At 71.6% G+C, this 16,657-nt stretch carries 13 protein-coding genes and 1 pseudogene; 4 read left to right on the top strand and 10 right to left on the bottom strand.

What is annotated here, in order from left to right; all coding sequences use genetic code 11:
• Positions 1–3: 3 nt before the first annotated feature.
• Both Q4V64_RS52530 and Q4V64_RS52525 read left to right on the top strand, forming a co-directional pair.
• Positions 4–345: a VOC family protein gene (locus tag Q4V64_RS52530; protein WP_253267367.1), complete on the top strand. Its 342-nt coding sequence runs from the start codon at positions 4–6 to the stop codon at positions 343–345.
• The gene (locus Q4V64_RS52525; RefSeq protein ID WP_253267366.1) at positions 342–725 is read left to right on the top strand and encodes a hypothetical protein; all 384 of its coding nucleotides are present in this window, start codon (positions 342–344) and stop codon (positions 723–725) included. The genes Q4V64_RS52530 and Q4V64_RS52525 overlap by 4 nt, the downstream gene beginning before the upstream one ends.
• Positions 726–770: 45 nt before the next feature.
• On the opposite strand, the gene Q4V64_RS52520 is transcribed toward Q4V64_RS52525, so the two are convergent.
• The 4 genes from Q4V64_RS52520 to Q4V64_RS52505 all read right to left on the bottom strand — a co-directional run bounded on the left by Q4V64_RS52520 (position 771) and on the right by Q4V64_RS52505 (position 5,822).
• Entirely contained in the window at positions 771–2,426 is a 1,656-nt protein-coding gene (locus Q4V64_RS52520) for an ABC-F family ATP-binding cassette domain-containing protein (RefSeq protein ID WP_253267365.1), read from the bottom strand.
• A 292-nt stretch (positions 2,427–2,718) separates the two neighbouring features.
• Positions 2,719–3,516, bottom strand: coding sequence for a DUF2071 domain-containing protein (locus tag Q4V64_RS52515; RefSeq protein ID WP_124444347.1), 798 nt, complete (start codon positions 3,514–3,516; stop codon positions 2,719–2,721).
• Positions 3,517–3,525: 9 nt separating this feature from the next.
• The gene (locus Q4V64_RS52510) at positions 3,526–5,064 is read right to left on the bottom strand and encodes a PLP-dependent aminotransferase family protein (RefSeq protein WP_124444346.1); all 1,539 of its coding nucleotides are present in this window, start codon (positions 5,062–5,064) and stop codon (positions 3,526–3,528) included.
• Positions 5,065–5,078: 14 nt separating this feature from the next.
• Positions 5,079–5,822, bottom strand: coding sequence for a phenylalanine--tRNA ligase beta subunit-related protein (locus tag Q4V64_RS52505; protein ID WP_253267364.1), 744 nt, complete (start codon positions 5,820–5,822; stop codon positions 5,079–5,081).
• A gap of 272 nt (positions 5,823–6,094) precedes the next feature.
• Between Q4V64_RS52505 and Q4V64_RS52500 the strand changes: the two genes are divergently transcribed.
• Entirely contained in the window at positions 6,095–6,469 is a 375-nt protein-coding gene (locus Q4V64_RS52500; RefSeq protein ID WP_124444345.1) for a peptidase M23, read from the top strand.
• 73 nt (positions 6,470–6,542) lie between these two features.
• Here Q4V64_RS52500 and Q4V64_RS52495 read toward each other — a convergent pair whose 3' ends face one another.
• The 6 genes and pseudogenes from Q4V64_RS52495 to Q4V64_RS52475 all read right to left on the bottom strand — a co-directional run bounded on the left by Q4V64_RS52495 (position 6,543) and on the right by Q4V64_RS52475 (position 15,734).
• A complete protein-coding gene (locus Q4V64_RS52495; protein WP_124444344.1) occupies positions 6,543–9,332 on the bottom strand; it encodes a DUF5682 family protein in 2,790 nt (929 codons plus the stop codon).
• Positions 9,329–10,441, bottom strand: coding sequence for an AAA family ATPase (locus Q4V64_RS52490; RefSeq protein WP_124444343.1), 1,113 nt, complete (start codon positions 10,439–10,441; stop codon positions 9,329–9,331). Before Q4V64_RS52490 ends, Q4V64_RS52495 begins: the two co-directional genes overlap by 4 nt.
• A gap of 57 nt (positions 10,442–10,498) precedes the next feature.
• A complete protein-coding gene (locus Q4V64_RS52485) occupies positions 10,499–11,926 on the bottom strand; it encodes a VWA domain-containing protein (RefSeq protein WP_124444342.1) in 1,428 nt (475 codons plus the stop codon).
• The gene (locus Q4V64_RS52480) at positions 11,923–13,368 is read right to left on the bottom strand and encodes a hypothetical protein (RefSeq protein ID WP_124444361.1); all 1,446 of its coding nucleotides are present in this window, start codon (positions 13,366–13,368) and stop codon (positions 11,923–11,925) included. The genes Q4V64_RS52485 and Q4V64_RS52480 overlap by 4 nt, the downstream gene beginning before the upstream one ends.
• Positions 13,369–13,869, bottom strand: a pseudogene (locus Q4V64_RS55895) (hypothetical protein); the annotation flags it as partial.
• 179 nt (positions 13,870–14,048) lie between these two features.
• The gene (locus Q4V64_RS52475; RefSeq protein WP_124444341.1) at positions 14,049–15,734 is read right to left on the bottom strand and encodes a hypothetical protein; all 1,686 of its coding nucleotides are present in this window, start codon (positions 15,732–15,734) and stop codon (positions 14,049–14,051) included.
• 220 nt (positions 15,735–15,954) lie between these two features.
• Here Q4V64_RS52475 and Q4V64_RS52470 point away from each other — a divergent pair, with 220 nt between their 5' ends.
• Positions 15,955–16,653 carry a response regulator transcription factor gene (locus Q4V64_RS52470; protein WP_124444340.1) on the top strand — a complete coding sequence of 233 codons (699 nt, stop codon included), beginning with the start codon at positions 15,955–15,957 and terminating at the stop codon, positions 16,651–16,653.
• Positions 16,654–16,657 lie beyond the last annotated feature (4 nt).

Raw genomic sequence — 16,657 nt, 5'->3', positions numbered from 1 at the left:
ACGATGACGGCCCGTTTGGGTTCTTTGAACGAGTTCTGCTGGATGGACCTCAAAACCCACCATCCGCCCGATACCGCGGCCTTCTTCTCGGCAGCGTTGGGCTGGCGTTTCGCGGTGGATGAGGAGGACTGGCGCCGAGCCGTCAAAATAGCCGTCGACGGTCACCGGATCGGCAGCGTGAGCGACCTCGCCAGTCCGGTCTATCCCTCCGGATCTCCCGCCCACATCGCCTTCTACCTCTCGGTCGACGACGTCGACAGCCGCGTCGAGACAGCGACGGCCAACGGTGCGCGGCTTGTCGTCCCTCCCTTCGACGCGGGGATCAGGGCCGTATCGCGACGTTGATCGATCCGGCGGGCGCCGCCTTCTCCCTGTGGCAGCCGCACCGGTTCGCCGGGTGGGGGTTCCCACAGGGCTTGGCCGGCGCTCCGTACCGGATGGTGCTGGCCTGCGAACAGCCGGACCAGGCCCGGAGCTTCTACCAGGCGACGACGGGTTCCCCCCTCGTCTGCGCCGACTTCATCGGCGCGGACGCAGACGGGCCCCTCGTCTGCGTCCCGCAGTGGGAGCTCTCGGTCGGCGTCGATGACCTGGACGGTGTCGTGGCCCGGGCACGCGACCACGGACGAGGGCTCGTCACCCGGTCCGCGGAGACCGGCCGCCCTGTTGTGCGGTTGAGCAGTTCGGAGGGACTGACCGTCCAAGTCCGCCGCCTGGAGCGATGATCCGGGAGGGCCATGGTCGCGGGGCCCTCCCGGCAGCTGTCATCCTCAGCGAGTACGCGCGGCCTGCTGTGGCATGGGCAGGGCCAGCTCGAGGTGGGGCCAGGTGCGGATGTCGCGTCGCATCTGACGGTCGTGCGTGGCCAGGACGATCGCCGCGTCGGTGGTGTGGAGGGCGTCGGTGAGTTCGTCGACCAGCGCTATGGACAGGTGGTTGGTGGGCTCGTCCAGCAGCAGGATGTGCGGGCGCCCGGCGAGCGCCAGGGCGAGGTCGAGGCGACGCTGCTGGCCCATGGACAGTTCGGCCACCGGTTTGTTGGCGTCGCGGGAGGTGAGCAGACCCAGGGCGGACAGTCCCACGACCTCGCGTTCGTGGAGGACACCCGCGGTCACCAACCGCGCGGTGTGCGCGTGGTAGAGGTCGTGGGCCCGTCGGCGTGTCCCCTGCGGCGACTCCTGTCCGAGGAGGTGCAGCCGCACCTTCCGCGGGCGGTGCGTCCGGCCCGTGGTGGGGGCGAGTTTCCCGGCCAGGACGGACAGGAGCGTGGATTTGCCCGCCCCGTTCGGGCCGGTGACGGCCAGCCGGCCGCCGGATTTCATCGTCACGGTGGTCGGCTGGTGGAGTCGGCCGTGGACGGTGACGTCTTGCGCGCGCAGCAGTGCGACGCCGGGCCGGGCGGGCAGCTCCGGCAGGGTGAACCGCTGAGGCGGGACCGGCGCGGTGACCTTGTGGCTTTCGAGGTCGTCCTGGCGCCGGTGGACGGAGCGGACCAGGGCGCCGGCGTGGGTGGCGCGTTGGTGCTTGCCGGTGCCCTTGGGCGGGCGCCATCCGGTGCTCAGGCGGTTCTGCGCTTCGGACAGGGCCTGCTTGAGGCGGGTGTGTTCGGTCTGCTGCTGCTCGTACTCCTCCTCCCACCGGATCCGCTCGGCCTCGCGGCCTTCTCGGTAGCCGGTGTATCCGCCGCCGTAGACGCGCGGGCAGCCGTCGCGGGTGGGGTCGAGGTCGAGGATCGCGGTGGCCACGTCCGACAGCAGCGCCCGGTCGTGGCTGACCACGACGACGCCGCCGGGGTGGGCGCGCAGCCGGGCGGTGAGGTATTGCAGCCCGGCCAGGTCGAGGTGGTTGGTCGGCTCGTCGAGCAGCAGGAAGTCGCATTCGGCTCCCAGCAGGCAGGCCAGGCGGATCCGGTAGCGCTGGCCGACCGAGAGCGTGGCGAGGGGGCGGGCACGGTCACTGACCGCGCCGAGTCCCGCGAGGGCGACGTCTACCCGGCGGTCGGCGTCCCAGGCGTCCAGCGCCTGCGCCGCCTCCAGGGCGTCCGCGTAGTCCTGTTCGGCGCCCGGCCGCTCTTCGGCGAGCGCCACCGCAGCGGCGTCCAGCTGCTCGAGGGCGGCGCGGGCGTCGGCGAGGTGCTCGTCGACGATGTCACCGACCGTACGCTCGTCCTCGGCCGGCATCTCCTGTTCGGCCAGGGCGAGGGTGCCCACGCGGTGGACGGTCCCCTGATCCGGGACCAGGGTGCCGGCCAGGACGTGCAGCAGGGTCGACTTGCCGCGGCCGTTCTCGCCGACGATGCCCCAGCGGGATCCCGGGGAGACCTTCATGTCGACCTGGCGCAGGACGGTGCGACCACCGCGGTCGACGTGGATGTCGGCGCAGGTCAGCTGGGCCCGATCGCGAGCGGGCAGGGTAAGGGCAGTCACGTTTGTTCCTCCGGAAGGAGGCACACTTCACCCCAGGTCATGGGGGGTGGCAGCGAGCCTTCGATCTCTGACGAAACGGCCAGGCCCCGAAAGAGGAGGGGGAGGGCCGTGGGTGGCATCGCGGCTTCCGACGCCTCAACGGTGGTGTGAGGAGCGGAGCCTGCGGCCTGGTCAGAGATAGAGGACGTAAATCACATCTTCATGTTAGCAATCGTGCACGGCTCATGTGCCGTGATTTCCACCCCGGCGGTCAGCCGCTCCGTGTGGCTCAGCCGGACGAGTCGGAACCGAGTCAGGGCGTCGGGATGCCGGCCGGGCGGGCCGGGCGGCCGAAGCGGGCCGGGACTCCGGGTGAGTAGAGGACACTCACCGGCTCCCCCACCGGTTCGGGCAGGCCTGCCGCGACCACCAGATCCTCATCGCACTCGACCAGGTCGGCTCGGCGCAACGACCAGCGGGGGTGCGCGTTGGGCAGGTACATCGGCCGGCCGAAGAAAGCGCCGTGCATGCCCCAGCGGGCGGTCAGGAAGTGCTCCAACTCGGTCGGCCGCTCGACCTGTTCGCCCACCCGAACGGTGATACGGCTGTGAGCGCCGCGCGGGCCCGGCCACCGCCGCGAGCTGGTGTAGGTGACGGTGTCGCCGTGGGTGCGGACGGCCATACGGGACCACAGGTACGGCATCCGGAAGCCGAGCCGCCCCACGGCCACGGGCAGCAGGCGGGAGGCATCGAGTGAGCGGAAGACGACGCCGCGCCGACCGTGTTCGTCCACCGAGTAGAGGCGGACGTTGGTCTCGGGGAAGCTGCCGAGGTAGGGGACTCCGGGGAGGCGGAGCCAGCCGACGCGGTGCATCCGGAACGCGACCAGACCGACGTAGGTGACACCGTTCAGGGTGTCGGGGACCGTCCCCGGCGGCAGCACGCCGGCCACGTCCGCCGGATCCGCGGCCCAGTGAAGGAACGCCAGGTCGAGCCAGGACTGGGTGAGGAGAGGGCGCCGTATCGCTTCCGGTGCGTCGGCCGTGATGGGCTCTGGGGGTAGGGGGAAGTGCGGCTTCGGTGTCGGCGTCACGGCGTCAGTGTGCTGCATCGCTCAGGGTCAGGCCAGCTCGCGCAGCGCCTCGCCCAGTGCGGCCACGCCTTCGGCGATGACGCCCGGGGGGCCGGCCGCGTAGCCGAGGACGAGGCCGGGGCGGCCGGGGATCTGTCGGTGCCAGGACAGTGGCTGGCACTTCACGCCTCGGGCGAGCGCGGCGGCGGCCAGTTCGGTGTCGGGCACCTCCGGCGTGTACGTGACGGTCAGGTGCAGGCCGGCCGCCGCGCCGTGGACCACCGCGCCCGGCAGGTGTTCGGCGATGGCGTCGATCATCGCGTCGCGGCGCCGCCGGTGGCGGCCGCGCAGGAGGCGCAGGTGCCGCTCCAGGTCGCCGGATTCCATCAGCCGGGCGAGCACCAGCTGCGGCAGCACGGCGTTGCCCAGGTCGGTGAAGCGTTTGGCGTCGGTCAGCGCTTCGCGGTAGCGGGGCGGCGGTACCAGCCAGCCGGTCCGCAGCGCGGGCGCCAGCAGCTTGGACACGCTGCCCATGTAGCACACCTGGTCGGCGAGCAGCCCGCGCAGCGCGGGGACGGGCGGCCGGTCGTAGCGGTGTTCCGCGTCGTAGTCGTCCTCGAGGATCAGCCCGCCGTCCTCGGCCCAGCGCAGCAGCTCGCGGCGGCGCTCGCCACTCATCACCACGCCGGTGGGGAACTGGTGGGCGGGCGTGAGCAGCACAACGCGGGCGCCGGTGGCGCGCAGTGCGTCCACGCGTACACCGTCGTCGTCGACCGGTACCGGTGGGGTGGCGAGAGCTCCGTTCAGCAAGTGCTGGCGGGTGCCGAGCGAGCCCGGGTCCTCCACCGCGATGCCGTCGATGCCGTCGGCGCGCAACACCGGGTGCAGCAGGGTGAGCGCCTGCGCGGTGCCGGCGACGATCAGTACGTCGTCCGGGTCCACCCGGATGCCGCGGCTGCGGGCCAGCCATCCGGCGACGGCGCGACGCAGCTGCGGGGTGCCGCGAGGGTCGCCGTAGCCGAGGTTCTCCGCGGACAGCTCGGTGAGTACGGCCCGTTCCGCGCGCAGCCAGGCCGCGCGGGGGAAGGCGGCAAGATCGGGCTGGCCGGGGGTGAAGTCGACGCGGGCCCGCGTGGCACGGAGGGCGTCGAAGACATCGGCGCCGGGTTCGCCGAGGAACAGCTTGCCGGAGTCGGCGCGGGCGGCGAGGGCCGGGTTCCGGGAGGGTGCCGCCGGTGGCGCGGAGGGGGCCGCGACCACCACCGTCCCGCCGCGCCGCCGTCCCTCGACGTGGCCGTCCTCGGTCAGCCGCCGGTAGGCCTCGGTGACCACGCCGCGGGAGAGGCGCAGTTCGGCGGCGAGCACACGGGTGGGCGGCAGTCTGCTGCCCACCGCCAGCCGGCCGTCGGCGATGGCCTGGCGCAGCCGTCGGGCCAGCCAGTCCGCCTTGCCGGACCCGGGCGCCTCACCGGCGTCGAGTTGCAGGAAGTCGGAGCCGTAGGGCGAGAGCCCGTCGGCCGCTGCCCTGGGTGCGGCGGCCGATGCGGATCCGCCCACCGCGCCTTCCCCGTCGTTCACCAGGCCCATGCTGTCATGCGCCGTTACGGCGTTCGCGTTTCGGGCGCAGGGGGAAAGGCCTGGCCGTCGAAGGTGAACTCCGGTTGGGACGAGGTGAGGACGGCTGCCTGGGTGGCGGCCGGGCAGAGCGTGGTCAGTTCCTCTGCGAGGGTCTTGAGCAGCTCCGGTACGGCCTCCGCGCCGCCGTCGTGCAGGGCCTCGGTCACCACGAGGATGCGGCTGGTGTGCTCGCCGACCGCGGAGTGGCCGCTCTGCCGGTTGGTCCAGCGGCGGGCATGAGCCCGGCCGGCGGAGTCGACGAAGGTGACCTCTCCGGGTGCGGGGTGCTCGGTGCCGCCGCCGAAGGTGGTGTACAGCTCGTCACCGCGGGCGTGGCGGACCTCGAGCAGAGGGCCGGCGATGCGGTCGGCGTCGAGGGCGGCCACCGGGACCGCGTACGCGACCGAGAGCGCGTTGCACAGGTCGACCACCGGGTGGATGCGCGGGAGTTCCCCCTCCTTCCTCAGCCGTCGTAGCAGCGACTCCGAGGCGCACCGGTACTGCGTCGGCTTGAGCCCCATCCGGGAGAAGGCCCGCCGCCAGGCCAGCACCTCGGGGAACTCGCTCTCGGAAGCACCGGAGAGCCGGGCCGCGGCGCGGGCGGTGTACGCGGCGACGCGCGGGCCGACGTCGGCGGTGGGACCGATGCCGGTGGCGTACAGCGCGCCGGCGACGAGCTGAGGGTGGTCGGAACGGACGGCGTCCGCATGCCGGAACGCGATGCTCAAGGAGGGCCTCCACAAGGTTCGTCGTCCTCCCACCCTGCCGCGAGCATGGCCCCGCCGACAGGACCAAAGCAGGGCGGGCCGGATGGTCCATAAGCGGGGGCGAACCGGAGGCGTCGAGCGACTGAGTCCGATCTCTGAACGGGTCCCTCCAACGGGTCCCTGAGAATTGTCAGGGACACCATGGCAACACCTCTCCCTAGAGTGCTGAGGGCAGGCCGAACGCCGCACAGCAACACGCGCAACCGCACCACCGACTCATGGGGGATCCACACATGAAGAAGCTGATCCAGCGCTCCGTGACCGCCCTGGCCGTGGCCACGCTCGCCGCGGGTGCCCTCGCCACCACGGCGACGGCCGCCCCGGCCGCACCGAACGACGGCGACCCGACCCTCACCGACGTCTACATCTGGGCGACCGACGTCCAGCTGCGTGAGCAGCCGACCACCGACTCCAACGTGCTCGCGGTCCGCTCGCAGTACTGGCTGGACGCCGTGTGCCAGAAGCAGGGCCAGCCCGTCGACGATCCCGGCGTCGGGAAGAACAGCTGGTGGACCGCGGTCCAGGAGTTCTCCGGCAGCGACATCGCCTGGGTCAACAACCTCTACCTCCAGGGCGGGGAGAAGATCGAGGGCGTCCCGGACTGCTGAGGTCCACGAGCATGCCGATGGGGCGCACCCGGCGGGGTCCGGGTGCGCCCCATCCGGGCTCGGTCGGCCCGGATCAGAGGCCGGCCAGCAGCGCCTCCAGTGCCGTCGCCGTAGCGGGATGGCTGTCCAGCAGCGCGACGCCTCCCCGGCGTGGGTCCGCCTGCTGCCAGGGCTCGTCGCACTCCAGCAGTTCGGCCACCGCGTCGCACGTCGCCGGGTGGGCGGCGAGCAGCGCGACGCCACGGCCGCCGTCCGGTCGGCGCTTCGGGCGTGCCGGGGTCGGCTCGGCCCGCCACGGCGGTATCCACTCGTCCAGCGCCGCGAGGCGGCCGGGGAAGATGCGCCCGGCCTCGCGGATCAGCAGCGGAGCCAGTTCCGTGCCGCCGGAGCGCAGGGTACTGATCAGGGTCGGCAGCCACGGCAGCAGGACGGGATCCGGCAGCCGTCCGAACGCGGTCGACACCGCCTCCACGACGAAGTCGGCCAGCTGCGGCACCGGCTCCAGCGCGTGCAGGAACCCGCTGAGGTAGCGCGGGTAGGCGGGCACCACCAAGGGGTTGCCCAGCAGGTCCTCGCACCGCGTCCTCAGGTCGGCGCGGGAGAGGCGGCCCAGTTGCACCTGACCCGCCCACAGCAGCGCCGTCTTCGACGCCTCCCGCGGATGGGACTGCGCGACTGCCAGCTCCAGCTGGGTCCGGTCGCAGCCGAGCGACAGCGCCAGGCTCTCCATGCTGAACAGGAAGCCCAGCATGGCGGCCACCTGGCCGACGGTCGCCTCGTCGTCGCCGAAGGCCGTCGGCAGCAGGGTGCAGTAGTGCGCGTAGCCGGTCTTGACGAAGGACTCGATCCACGGCGGCAGCGCCGGTTCGCTGGTTCGGTAGTACGCCAGCAACCGCCGTACCCGACGCAGCACTTCGGGCGCGCCGTCGACACTGCGCTCGGTCGCCAGGACCTCCAGGGCGCGGGTGCCCAGTTCATCGGCGAGGCGCCGGCTGCGCAGGTACAGCGTCGCGTCCTCGACGGCCTCCAGGACCGTCGCCGCTGTGGCCTGCGGGCCGTACGCGGTGCGCCTGAGGCGCTGTTCCAGGACCTGTTCGACGCTGACGCCCTCGTAGCCGAGTTCGATGAGGGCGCGCTGGTGCGTGCCCAGCGCCAGGTCCCACGACTCCTGGATGGGCCGCTCGCCGAGCCGCCGCTCGCCCATGATCGGCCGTGCGGCGCCGTGCGGCATCAGATACCGCAGCATCCACAGCACGTCGGAGCACGGCTGGAGTTCCGGCCGGCCGACGATGTCCAGCAACGCCCGCTGCACACCGCGCTGTTGCAGCTTGAGGTTCAGCGGGGCAAGCCGGTCGTGCACGTCGCGGGCAAGGGGCGGCAGTGCGTCGTAGCCGACCTGGCCGACCCGGTCGCCGCCCATCATGATCTCGACGAGACGGCGCACGTCGCGCCGGCCCGGCACGGTGTCCTTCTCGATGCAGGTGACGGCCGCGTCCTGGAAGTCGTACGGCGTGGGCTTGGCGCGGTCGCGCATCCCGGCCAGCAGGATCGACGTCTCGAACACGGCGATGGCGTCGGCGGTGGAGGCGAGGTAGCCGGCCCGGCGGGCGGCGCGCACGATCTCCACCGACCAGCCGAGCAGCTCGGCCTCGTCCAGACGGTCGATCACGGGCGGTTGCCGCAGGAAGCCGGTCAGCCGGTCCGCGGGCGGGGGGTCCGCCACCGGTGCGGGGACGGCCGCTGTCTTCCTCGGCTTCTTCGTACCCGCTTGTCCTGCGAGCCGGTACGGCCGCACTCGTGTGCGCTTGAGGTTCTTCGCCCACACCGTCGCCGCGATGGACACCGAGCCGGCGGCCAGGCCGAACTGTGCCTCGATGGCCGCGTGGCTGGACGGGATCAGTCCGTGCTGCCACTTGGTGGCGGTGCGCGGGCCGATCTCGAAGGTGCCGCTGCCGTGGACGCCGAACTCCGCGACGCGGCTGGCCGCGTGGAAGGCTCCGCAGACGTACAGGCAGTCGGCGGGATCGGTGCCGGTGGCGGTCAGGTGCTCACGCATCCGCGTCCACATGTGGCGCTCGCGGTCCTCGTCCACGCGTACCCGTCGCGGATCCCCGGGGGCGAGGCGCCGGAAGAGGCTGCCGATGAGCAGCATGACCTGCCGGTAGGTGTCATGGTCGCTGTCGCCGAGCGGCAGTTCGACGTATTGATGCCACCATTCCGACCAGTGCCGCACCCGGCCGTGACGCAGCAGGTGCTGCTCCAGTTCGGCGAAGCGCGGGCGCAGGTCGCCGATCTCCACGCCGACGGCGTCGCCGTGCAGCGCGGCCTCCTCCTCGGCCGGCGGGGCGTCCGGGTCGTCCGCTTCGGGGGCGGGTCCGCTCCGCGCGTCCCACTGGAAGACGTGGTCGGAGGAGCGGTCGACGAGGACCAGCTCGACGCCGGGCGTGTCCAGGGCGTAGGCGATGGCCTGGTACTCGGCCGACGCCTCGGTGATCGGTGCGACCACCGACAGCGGCGACCAGTCGGCGGGGAAGCCGTCGATGTCGGTCGCGAACGCCTGGACCGCCACCGGGAGCCGGCAGTTGCGCAGTTCGGTCAGCAGCGGTGCCATGTCCTCGCACAGCTCCAGGTAGACGACCTTCGGCTGCTTCTCCCGCAGTCGGCGTGCCATCGCGAGCGCGGAGGCGGGCGAGTGGTGGCAGACCGGGAAGATCTCCAGCGGTTCGCGCACCGCGCGGTCGACGTCGTCGACGATGCCGAGGAGGATGCCCTCCAGGGCGTCGGGACCGTCGGCGAATGCCGTGGCGGCTTCCTGGAGTTGGGTGCGCAGCGCGGTGAACGTCTCCTCGTGCGTGCCGCTCATGACAGGGTGGCGATCGCGTCGCGGCCGCCCTCGAGGAACTCGGGCCAGGAGCCGCCCTGTTCCTTGCTGCGCGGCTCGACGACGCCGTGCAGGTACTTGTTGAGGATGGCCAGGTCCTCCGGCTCGCGCCGGGCCAGCGATCCGACCAGCGAGGAGGCGAGGGTGTGGGCGTTCAGGGCGCGTTCGCCGAAGAAGTTGCTGTGCAGGATCGCGTCCTCCAGGACGCCGATCTGTTCGGCGGTGGACAGCGCGGATTCCAGCTTCTCGTCGTCGCTGCCGGCCGCGGCCGCGGAGGCACGCAGGTCGGCGAAGCTCTGCAGCAGCACGTCGAGCAGCGTGGGCGGTACGTCCAGCTCGATCTGGTGACGGCGCAGCAGTTCCTCGGTGCGGAAGCGAACGATCTCCGCCTCGCTCTTCTTGTTGGTGACCACTGGGATGCGGACGAAGTTGAAGCGGCGCTTGAGCGCCGAGGACAGGTCGTTGACGCCCCGGTCGCGGCTGTTGGCGGTGGCGATGACCGAGAAGCCGGGCTTGGCGAAGACGATGTTGTCGCTGTCCAGCTCGGGGACCGAGATGTACTTCTCGGACAGGATCGAGATCAGCGCGTCCTGGACGTCGCTGGTGGAGCGGGTGAGTTCCTCGAAGCGGCCGATCGCGCCGGTTTCCATCGCCGTCATGATCGGAGAGGGGATCATCGACTCCCGCGACTGGCCCTTGGCGATCACCATGGACACGTTCCACGAGTACTTGATGTGGTCCTCCGTGGTGCCGGCGGTGCCCTGCACCACGAGCGTGGAGTTGCGGCTGATCGCGGCGGACAGCAGTTCGGCCAGCCAGCTCTTGCCGGTACCGGGGTCGCCGATCAGCAGCAGGCCGCGGTCGGAGGCCAGGGTGACGATGGAACGCTCCACGAAGCTGCGGTCGCCGAACCACTTCTGGGAGATTTCGCGGTCGAGGCCGTCGGCGCGCTCGGAACCCAGGACGAACAGGCGGACCATCTTCGGGGACAGGCGCCAGGAGAAGGGCTTGGGGTTGTCGTCGACGGACTCCAGCCAGTCCAGCTCCTCGGCGTACTTGAGCTCGGCGGGGGCGCGCAACAGGTCGGACATCACAAAGCCTTTCGCGGAAGGAATTCAGGGAAGCGGGGGAAGCCGTAGCCAGGGACGTCAGGCGAGGAACGTCTTGAGTTCCTGGACGAGCCCCCGGATGTGTCCGGAGATCACCGGTGTGCCGAGGTCCTTGAAGCGCTCCCGGAACCACGGGTTGACGCTGCCGCGGCCGGAGCTGGTCACCGAGCCGACCGGTATGAACTTGGTTCCGGAGCGGTGCAGGGCGGCCATGCTCTGGAACAGCGGCTCGCTCTGCCACTCGTAGAAGTCGGAGATCCACACCACGACGGTGTTGCGCGGCTCGGCGACCTTCGGCTGGGCCAGCGCCATGGCGACGGTGCCGTCGGTGCCGCCGCCGAGGTTGGTGCGCAGCAGCGTCTCGAAGGGGTCGTGCACCCAGGGCGTGAGGTCGAGCGCCTGGGTGTCGTACGCGATCAGGTGGACGTCGACCTTCGGCAGCCCGGCGAAGATGGACGCCAGGATGGTGCAGTTGACCATCGAGTCGACCATGGAGCCCGACTGGTCCACGACCACGATCAGCCGCTGGGGCGTGGTCTTGCGGGCGGTGTGCCGGTAGTAGAGGCGGTCGACGTACAGTCGCTCCTCCTCCGGGCTCCAGTTGGTGAGGTTCTTCCAGATCGTGCGGTCGAGGTCCAGGTTGCGGAACACCCGCTTGGGCGGGACGGAGCGGTCCAGGGCGCCGACCGTGGTCTTCTCCACCTGGGTGCGCAGCACTTGGGCGACCTCGTCGACGAAGCGGCGGATCAGGGCCTTGGCGTTGGCCAGGGCCACGCCGGAGAGGTTGTTCTTGTCGCGCAGCAGCTGTTCGATGAGCGACATGCTCGGGGTCAGCTGTGCGGCGAGCTTGGGATCGGCGAGCACTTCGCGCAGGTGCATGCGTTTGACGAGGCCGGCCTCGATGGCGCCGAGTTCGGGGCCGATCTCCGGGATCAGCCGGCTGAGGTCGGGCGTGCCGTGGCCGCCGCCGGTACCGGTCGGGCTGACGCCCGGGCCCGCGCCCCTTCCGCCGGATCGTCCGGACTGTCCGGCGCGCAGGTCGCCGGGCCGGCAGCCGAGCGCGCGCTCCAGCCAGCCCGCGTCGGACTGCCAGCGCGAGAGCTGTTCGGCGGTGACCGTGCCCGAGCCGGTGGCGAAGACATTGAGCAGCACCTTGGACACGAGTGCGGCGCGCCGCACTTCGGCGGCACGGTCACGTGTGCCGTCGTCGTCGGGTTCGGGCAGCATCAGGCCGTCGAACTCGGCGGCCAGTTCCGGGTGGCGCTGCACGAGCGAATCGACGGAGGTCTGCGGGTCGAGGAGCGCGGGTGGCAGGCCGATGTCCTCGACGACGGCGAGGCTCGCGGATTCGAGGGTCGCCTGCTCCTCGGGGTCGAAGAGCCGGGCGAGCAGGCGCCAGTACAGGGCCTGGCGGCGGTTGTCGTGCGGGTCCGCCGCGGGGTGGTGATCGGTCTTCGGCTCGGTCATTTCCGCAGCAGCCTTCCGGCGCGCTCGCGCAGCACCGTCACGGCGTCGGTGGCCGCCTTCTCGGCCTTGACGCCCGCCTTGTCGGTGGTGCCGCCGGCCCATCCTCCGGCGTGGAGCGCGCCGGCCTTCTTCCGCACGGTCGTCTCGACGGCCAGGGGCTGCACCGAGAAGGCGCCGGCGTCCCAGCGGAGCAGGCCGATACACGCGCCCGACGCCGCGACCGCTTGCGGCGTGAGCGGGCTCGCGGCCGGGATGCGGTCGGTGTCGACGGCGACCGCGTGTCCGGCGATGGTGAACGTCACTGCCGTGTCGTCGCGTTGGGCGGTGTAGCCCTCCAGGAACACCGGTACGGCGATCCGGGCCGGGTGCCGGTCCAGGGGTGCCGTCGCCGAAGGGGTGGCGGTGGGCAGGGCGACCCGGGCGGTGGCGAAGGCGTCGGCCGGTTCGCCCGGACGCGCGTGGTCGTCGCTCCAGATCAGGTCGCCCTCGACGGTGATCGGCATGTCGGTGAGCTCCATCGAGCGGCCCTCGCCGGCGGCCGCCAGCAGCGACATGTGCGGGCGGAGCAGCTGCCAGACGCCGGCGCCGACGACCGTGTCCGGCTTCGGGGCCGAGACGCCGGCGCGCACCAGACGGGGTGCGGTGCCGTCGGCGGGCTCGAACACGGCGTGCACCTGGGCCTGTGCGGCGGTGGCGTGTTCGTGCAGGTCGACGCCGAGAGGCAGCAGCCTGCCGGTGGCGGTGCCGGGCGCGGTCGCGCCGGTCGCGCCGGTCGCGCCGGTCGCGCCGGGCAGCGTCAGGAGCATGGCACGGGACCAGAGGTCGGCCCAGCGGCGAGCCGGAATCCGGTCCAGGGCGGCGCCCGGGCAGGATGCGGCGAGTTCGGCGGCGAAACCGTCGAGGAGTGTCGCCAGGCGGCGCAGGTCCGGGTCCGGGAGCATGGCGGCGATGACCTGCGCCGATCCGGCGACCACGTCGTGGTCGAGGCCCTGCCAGCCGGTGCGGGCCAGGTCCGAGAGCCAGGAACGGGCGGCAAGCAGCACGTTGGCGGCCTGCTGCTCGGCGGGTGCCGCGGGCGTCTCCTCGCCGCGGGGGCGGCCGGTCGTCTCGTCGACGCGGGCCAGGAGGGCGTCGTGGACGGAGCCGAGGAGTGCCGTGCGGGCGGCGGCGAGAACGACGAAGTGGTCCTCGCTCCCCGCTCCGGCCGCCGTCTTGTCGGCCGCCTCGGCGACCTTGGCGGCCAGGGGCGACCCGGCGACGGCGTGGGCCAGCTCCGTAAGCTCCGCGGCCTGGGCGGGCTGGGGGCGCAGCAGTCCGGCGACAAGGGCCCGGTCGAAGGCGTCGACGGCCGCCATGGCTTCGTCGAGCCCGGCGATGGGTTCGCTCAGCGGATCGGCCCGCTCCCCCACGCTCGAACCGAGCTCGCGCGGGGGCACCCCCATCGCCACCGACCGGGTCGGCGGGAACCACTCCATCTCCGGCAACGGGGTCGTGGCCGGGGCGAGTTCCAGGTAGGCCAGGTGGCGCAGGAACCGGCTGAAGACGACAGCGGCGGCCTTGCTGTCCGCCTGGGGCGGCCTGGCGTCGCCCATGCCCGAGGTGATCGACTGCGCGCTCGGCTCCTCGCCGGAGGTGTCGACGCGCAGATAACGGGCGACGCGCTCGGCGCCGTACTGCAGGACCGCCTCGTTGATCAGGGCGCGGATGTGGTTGCAGAACATGCCCCGGGCGCCGCCGCAAGGCCGGTTGTTGTTGGTGCTGCACGCGAACGCGTAGGTGCCGGCCGCGACCGACGAGACGTAGACCCGCCCGATGTCCGAGCCGCTGGACACCACGCCCTGCAGCCTTCCGTCGGCCAGTTCGACGAACGGCACCTTGGCGAGTTTGCGGGGGCGTGCGGGTGGGATCACCCGTGCCGTGCTCGACCTCTCCCAGTCGGACAACGCACCATCTCCTTTGCGTCCAGGGGCAGTCACGCCGGATCGGCGGGACACGACTGAACTTACCGGCCGCCACTGACAATGGATCATGGAACGCCGTCGGGCCCGCGCTCGGTGAGCGCGGGCCCGACGGCACGAGGGCTGTGGCGTGCCGGCTCCCGCCCTGGCTTCGTCTGGGCGCGTCAGTCGTCCGAGGCGCAGCACCCACCCGCAGCCGTGTGGGAGCCCGTTTCGAGGCGGCAGAAGCACGACGCCTCGATCGGTACGTCGGCCAGCGCGGCGGCGATGCGCAGTTGCTGGGCCACGATCTGCGCCTCCCCCGTCTTGCCCAGGCGCACCAGGCATTCGTGGAGGCCGTGCAGGGCCCAGACGTTGCCGGGGTGCTGCGACGCCCGGGGCAGCGTGTCGTCGAGGCCGAGGTCGGCGCGGTAGACCGCCTCGGCCTCGGTGACGCGGCCCTGTTCGAGGAGCAGGGCGCCGTAGGCGTGGCGGGTGGGCTGCATCCAGCCCCACGGCTCGTCGTAGGGCAGGTTGTCGTCCAGCTCGATCGACCGCTCCAGCGCGGCGAAGGCGGCCTCGTACCGGCCCTTGCGGTACTCCAGTTCGCCGTCGAGCATCGCCGAGGCGATGGCGAGGATGTCGGCGCAGGTGTTGTTGAACAGCATGCGCGTCTCGGGGACGCGGGCGGCCGCCGCTCGGAACAGCCGGCGTTCGGCCTCCGCCTCGGCGATGCGGTGGGTGGCCGAGAGCGCGACGCCGCGGGCGTAGTGGAGCATCGCGGTCGTCATGCAGTACAGCTCGGGGTCGGTGGGCAGGGGCAGCCGCAGGATGTCGGCCCAGCGGCCGAAGCGGATCAGGACGTGGACCCGCATCGCGAGGAAGGCCTCGAGCCAGTCGGCCATGGGCGGGCTCTGCACGCGCAGCAGTTCCTCCGGGATGGACGCTTCGAGCTGCGCGGCGGTCTCCAGGGCGGTCTCGGACTGCCCGAGGAACATCGCGCCGTAGATCTTGAAGTGGTAGTTGTGCGACCGGTACAGGGTGTAGAAGTTCATCGCCCCGGCTCGTGCGCGGAACTTCTCGTCGGCCGCGATGGCGATGCTGTTGTCCGAGACCACCCCCCGGTAGTCGCCGCAGAGCACCTCCAGGTGGGAGGGCATGTGGTGGAGGTGGCCGGCGTCCGGCACCAGGCCGCGCAGTCGGTCGGCGACGGGCAGGGCGGCCTCGGGCGTCGGGGACATCTCCATCAGGTGGATGTACAGGTGCAGGATGCCCGGGTGCCGGCGGCCGGTTTCGGTGGCGAGCGCACGGTCCAGGACGGCCTTGGCCTCGAGCGTGCGGGCACCCTCGGCCGGCTCGCCGGTCCGCAGGTTCCACAGCTGCCAGGGCGTGAGGTTCATCAACGCGTCGGCGTACAGGGTGACTACGTCCAGGTCGTCGGGGGCGAGTTCGTGGACGGCGCGCATGCTCTCGGCGTAGGGGGCGTTCCACACCGAGCAGTCGTCGGCCGGTTTCGCCTGTGGGTAGCGGGCACGCAACGCGCCGATGAGCGCTCGTTCGACGGGGGTGGCGTTCGCTGCCTTGTCGTGGGCCAGCTCTACGGCGGCGTGGGTGCGGTCGACGGTCCTGGCCAGGTCCTGGTCGTCGAAGAAATCCCAGGGCTTGTTGTAGTTCGGGCCGAGTGCGTAGGCGATGCCCCAGTAGGCCATGGCGCAGTCGGGGTCGGCCGCGGCTGCCGCCTCGAAGCAGGAGACGGCCTCCTCGTGATGGAAGGCGTACGTCCACGACAGCCCGCGGTCGAACCACAGCTGGGCATCGGCGGACGAGGTCGTCACCGAGCGGCGGTAGGGGCCGAGGTCGTAGTACTCCATGCGTGTCTCCTGACTGTGCTGCCGCTCGGCGAGTGATGTACAGGAGACGATTTTCCCGTAGTCGGGCCTCTTTGAGGTGGATATCTCCTTATGTGCGACTCACCGCCGAGAAGTGACCCAGACCACAAGGAAAACGAGGCCGTTTCGTTAGCGATGCGCGCTATTCTGATCTTCAAGTGAACGAAACAGTTTCGTTCAGAGAGCATGGAGAACCCCCACCATGACCTCCGTACTCATCGTCCATGACCAGTCCCTCCAGCGCCTCGGCCTGCGCATGCTCCTCGCGGCCGAGCCCGACCTGACCGTCGTCGGCGAGGCGACGAGCGGGATCGAGGCGGTTCGCATGAGCGCCGCGCTCCGCCCCGACGTCGTCCTGATCGACAGCCGCGTCTCCGAAGAGGACGGCCTCGACGCCATCCGCCGCATCACACGGCCCCCCACCCTCCCACAAGCACCCGAACCCGCCAGAGCCGCAGGACGCTCCCCGCGCGTGCTGGTCCTGACGCCGACCAGCCACGAGCGGTACACCTACGCCGCCCTGCGCGCCGGAGCCGGTGGATTCCTTCTCCAGGACGCCACGCCCGACGAACTGACCGCCGCCGTCCGCATCGTGGCCGCCGGGGACGCCGTCATCACGCCCGTCCTGACCCGCGCGCTCGTCGACACCGTCCGGCAACAGCGCCCCGTACGCCTGCTCGAAGGGGAAGGCGGGCTCGGCACGCTCACCGAGCGTGAACGCGACGTGCTCACCGCCGTCGCCTCCGGTTGGTCCAACACCGAGATCGCGACGCGGCTGTCCATCGCCCCGACCACGGTCAAGTCCCACGTCAGCAACATCCTCACCAAGATCGGTGCTCGCGCCCGCGTCCAGGCGGTGGTCTTCGCCTACGAGTCGGGCCTGGTGCGGCCGGCGGCCTGACCGG

It is taken from the genome of Streptomyces sp. NL15-2K (genome assembly GCF_030551255.1).
GTDB lineage: Bacteria > Actinomycetota > Actinomycetes > Streptomycetales > Streptomycetaceae > Streptomyces.
Note: the sequence above shows the minus strand (reverse complement) of the source record. Positions and strands in the feature narration are given on the sequence as shown.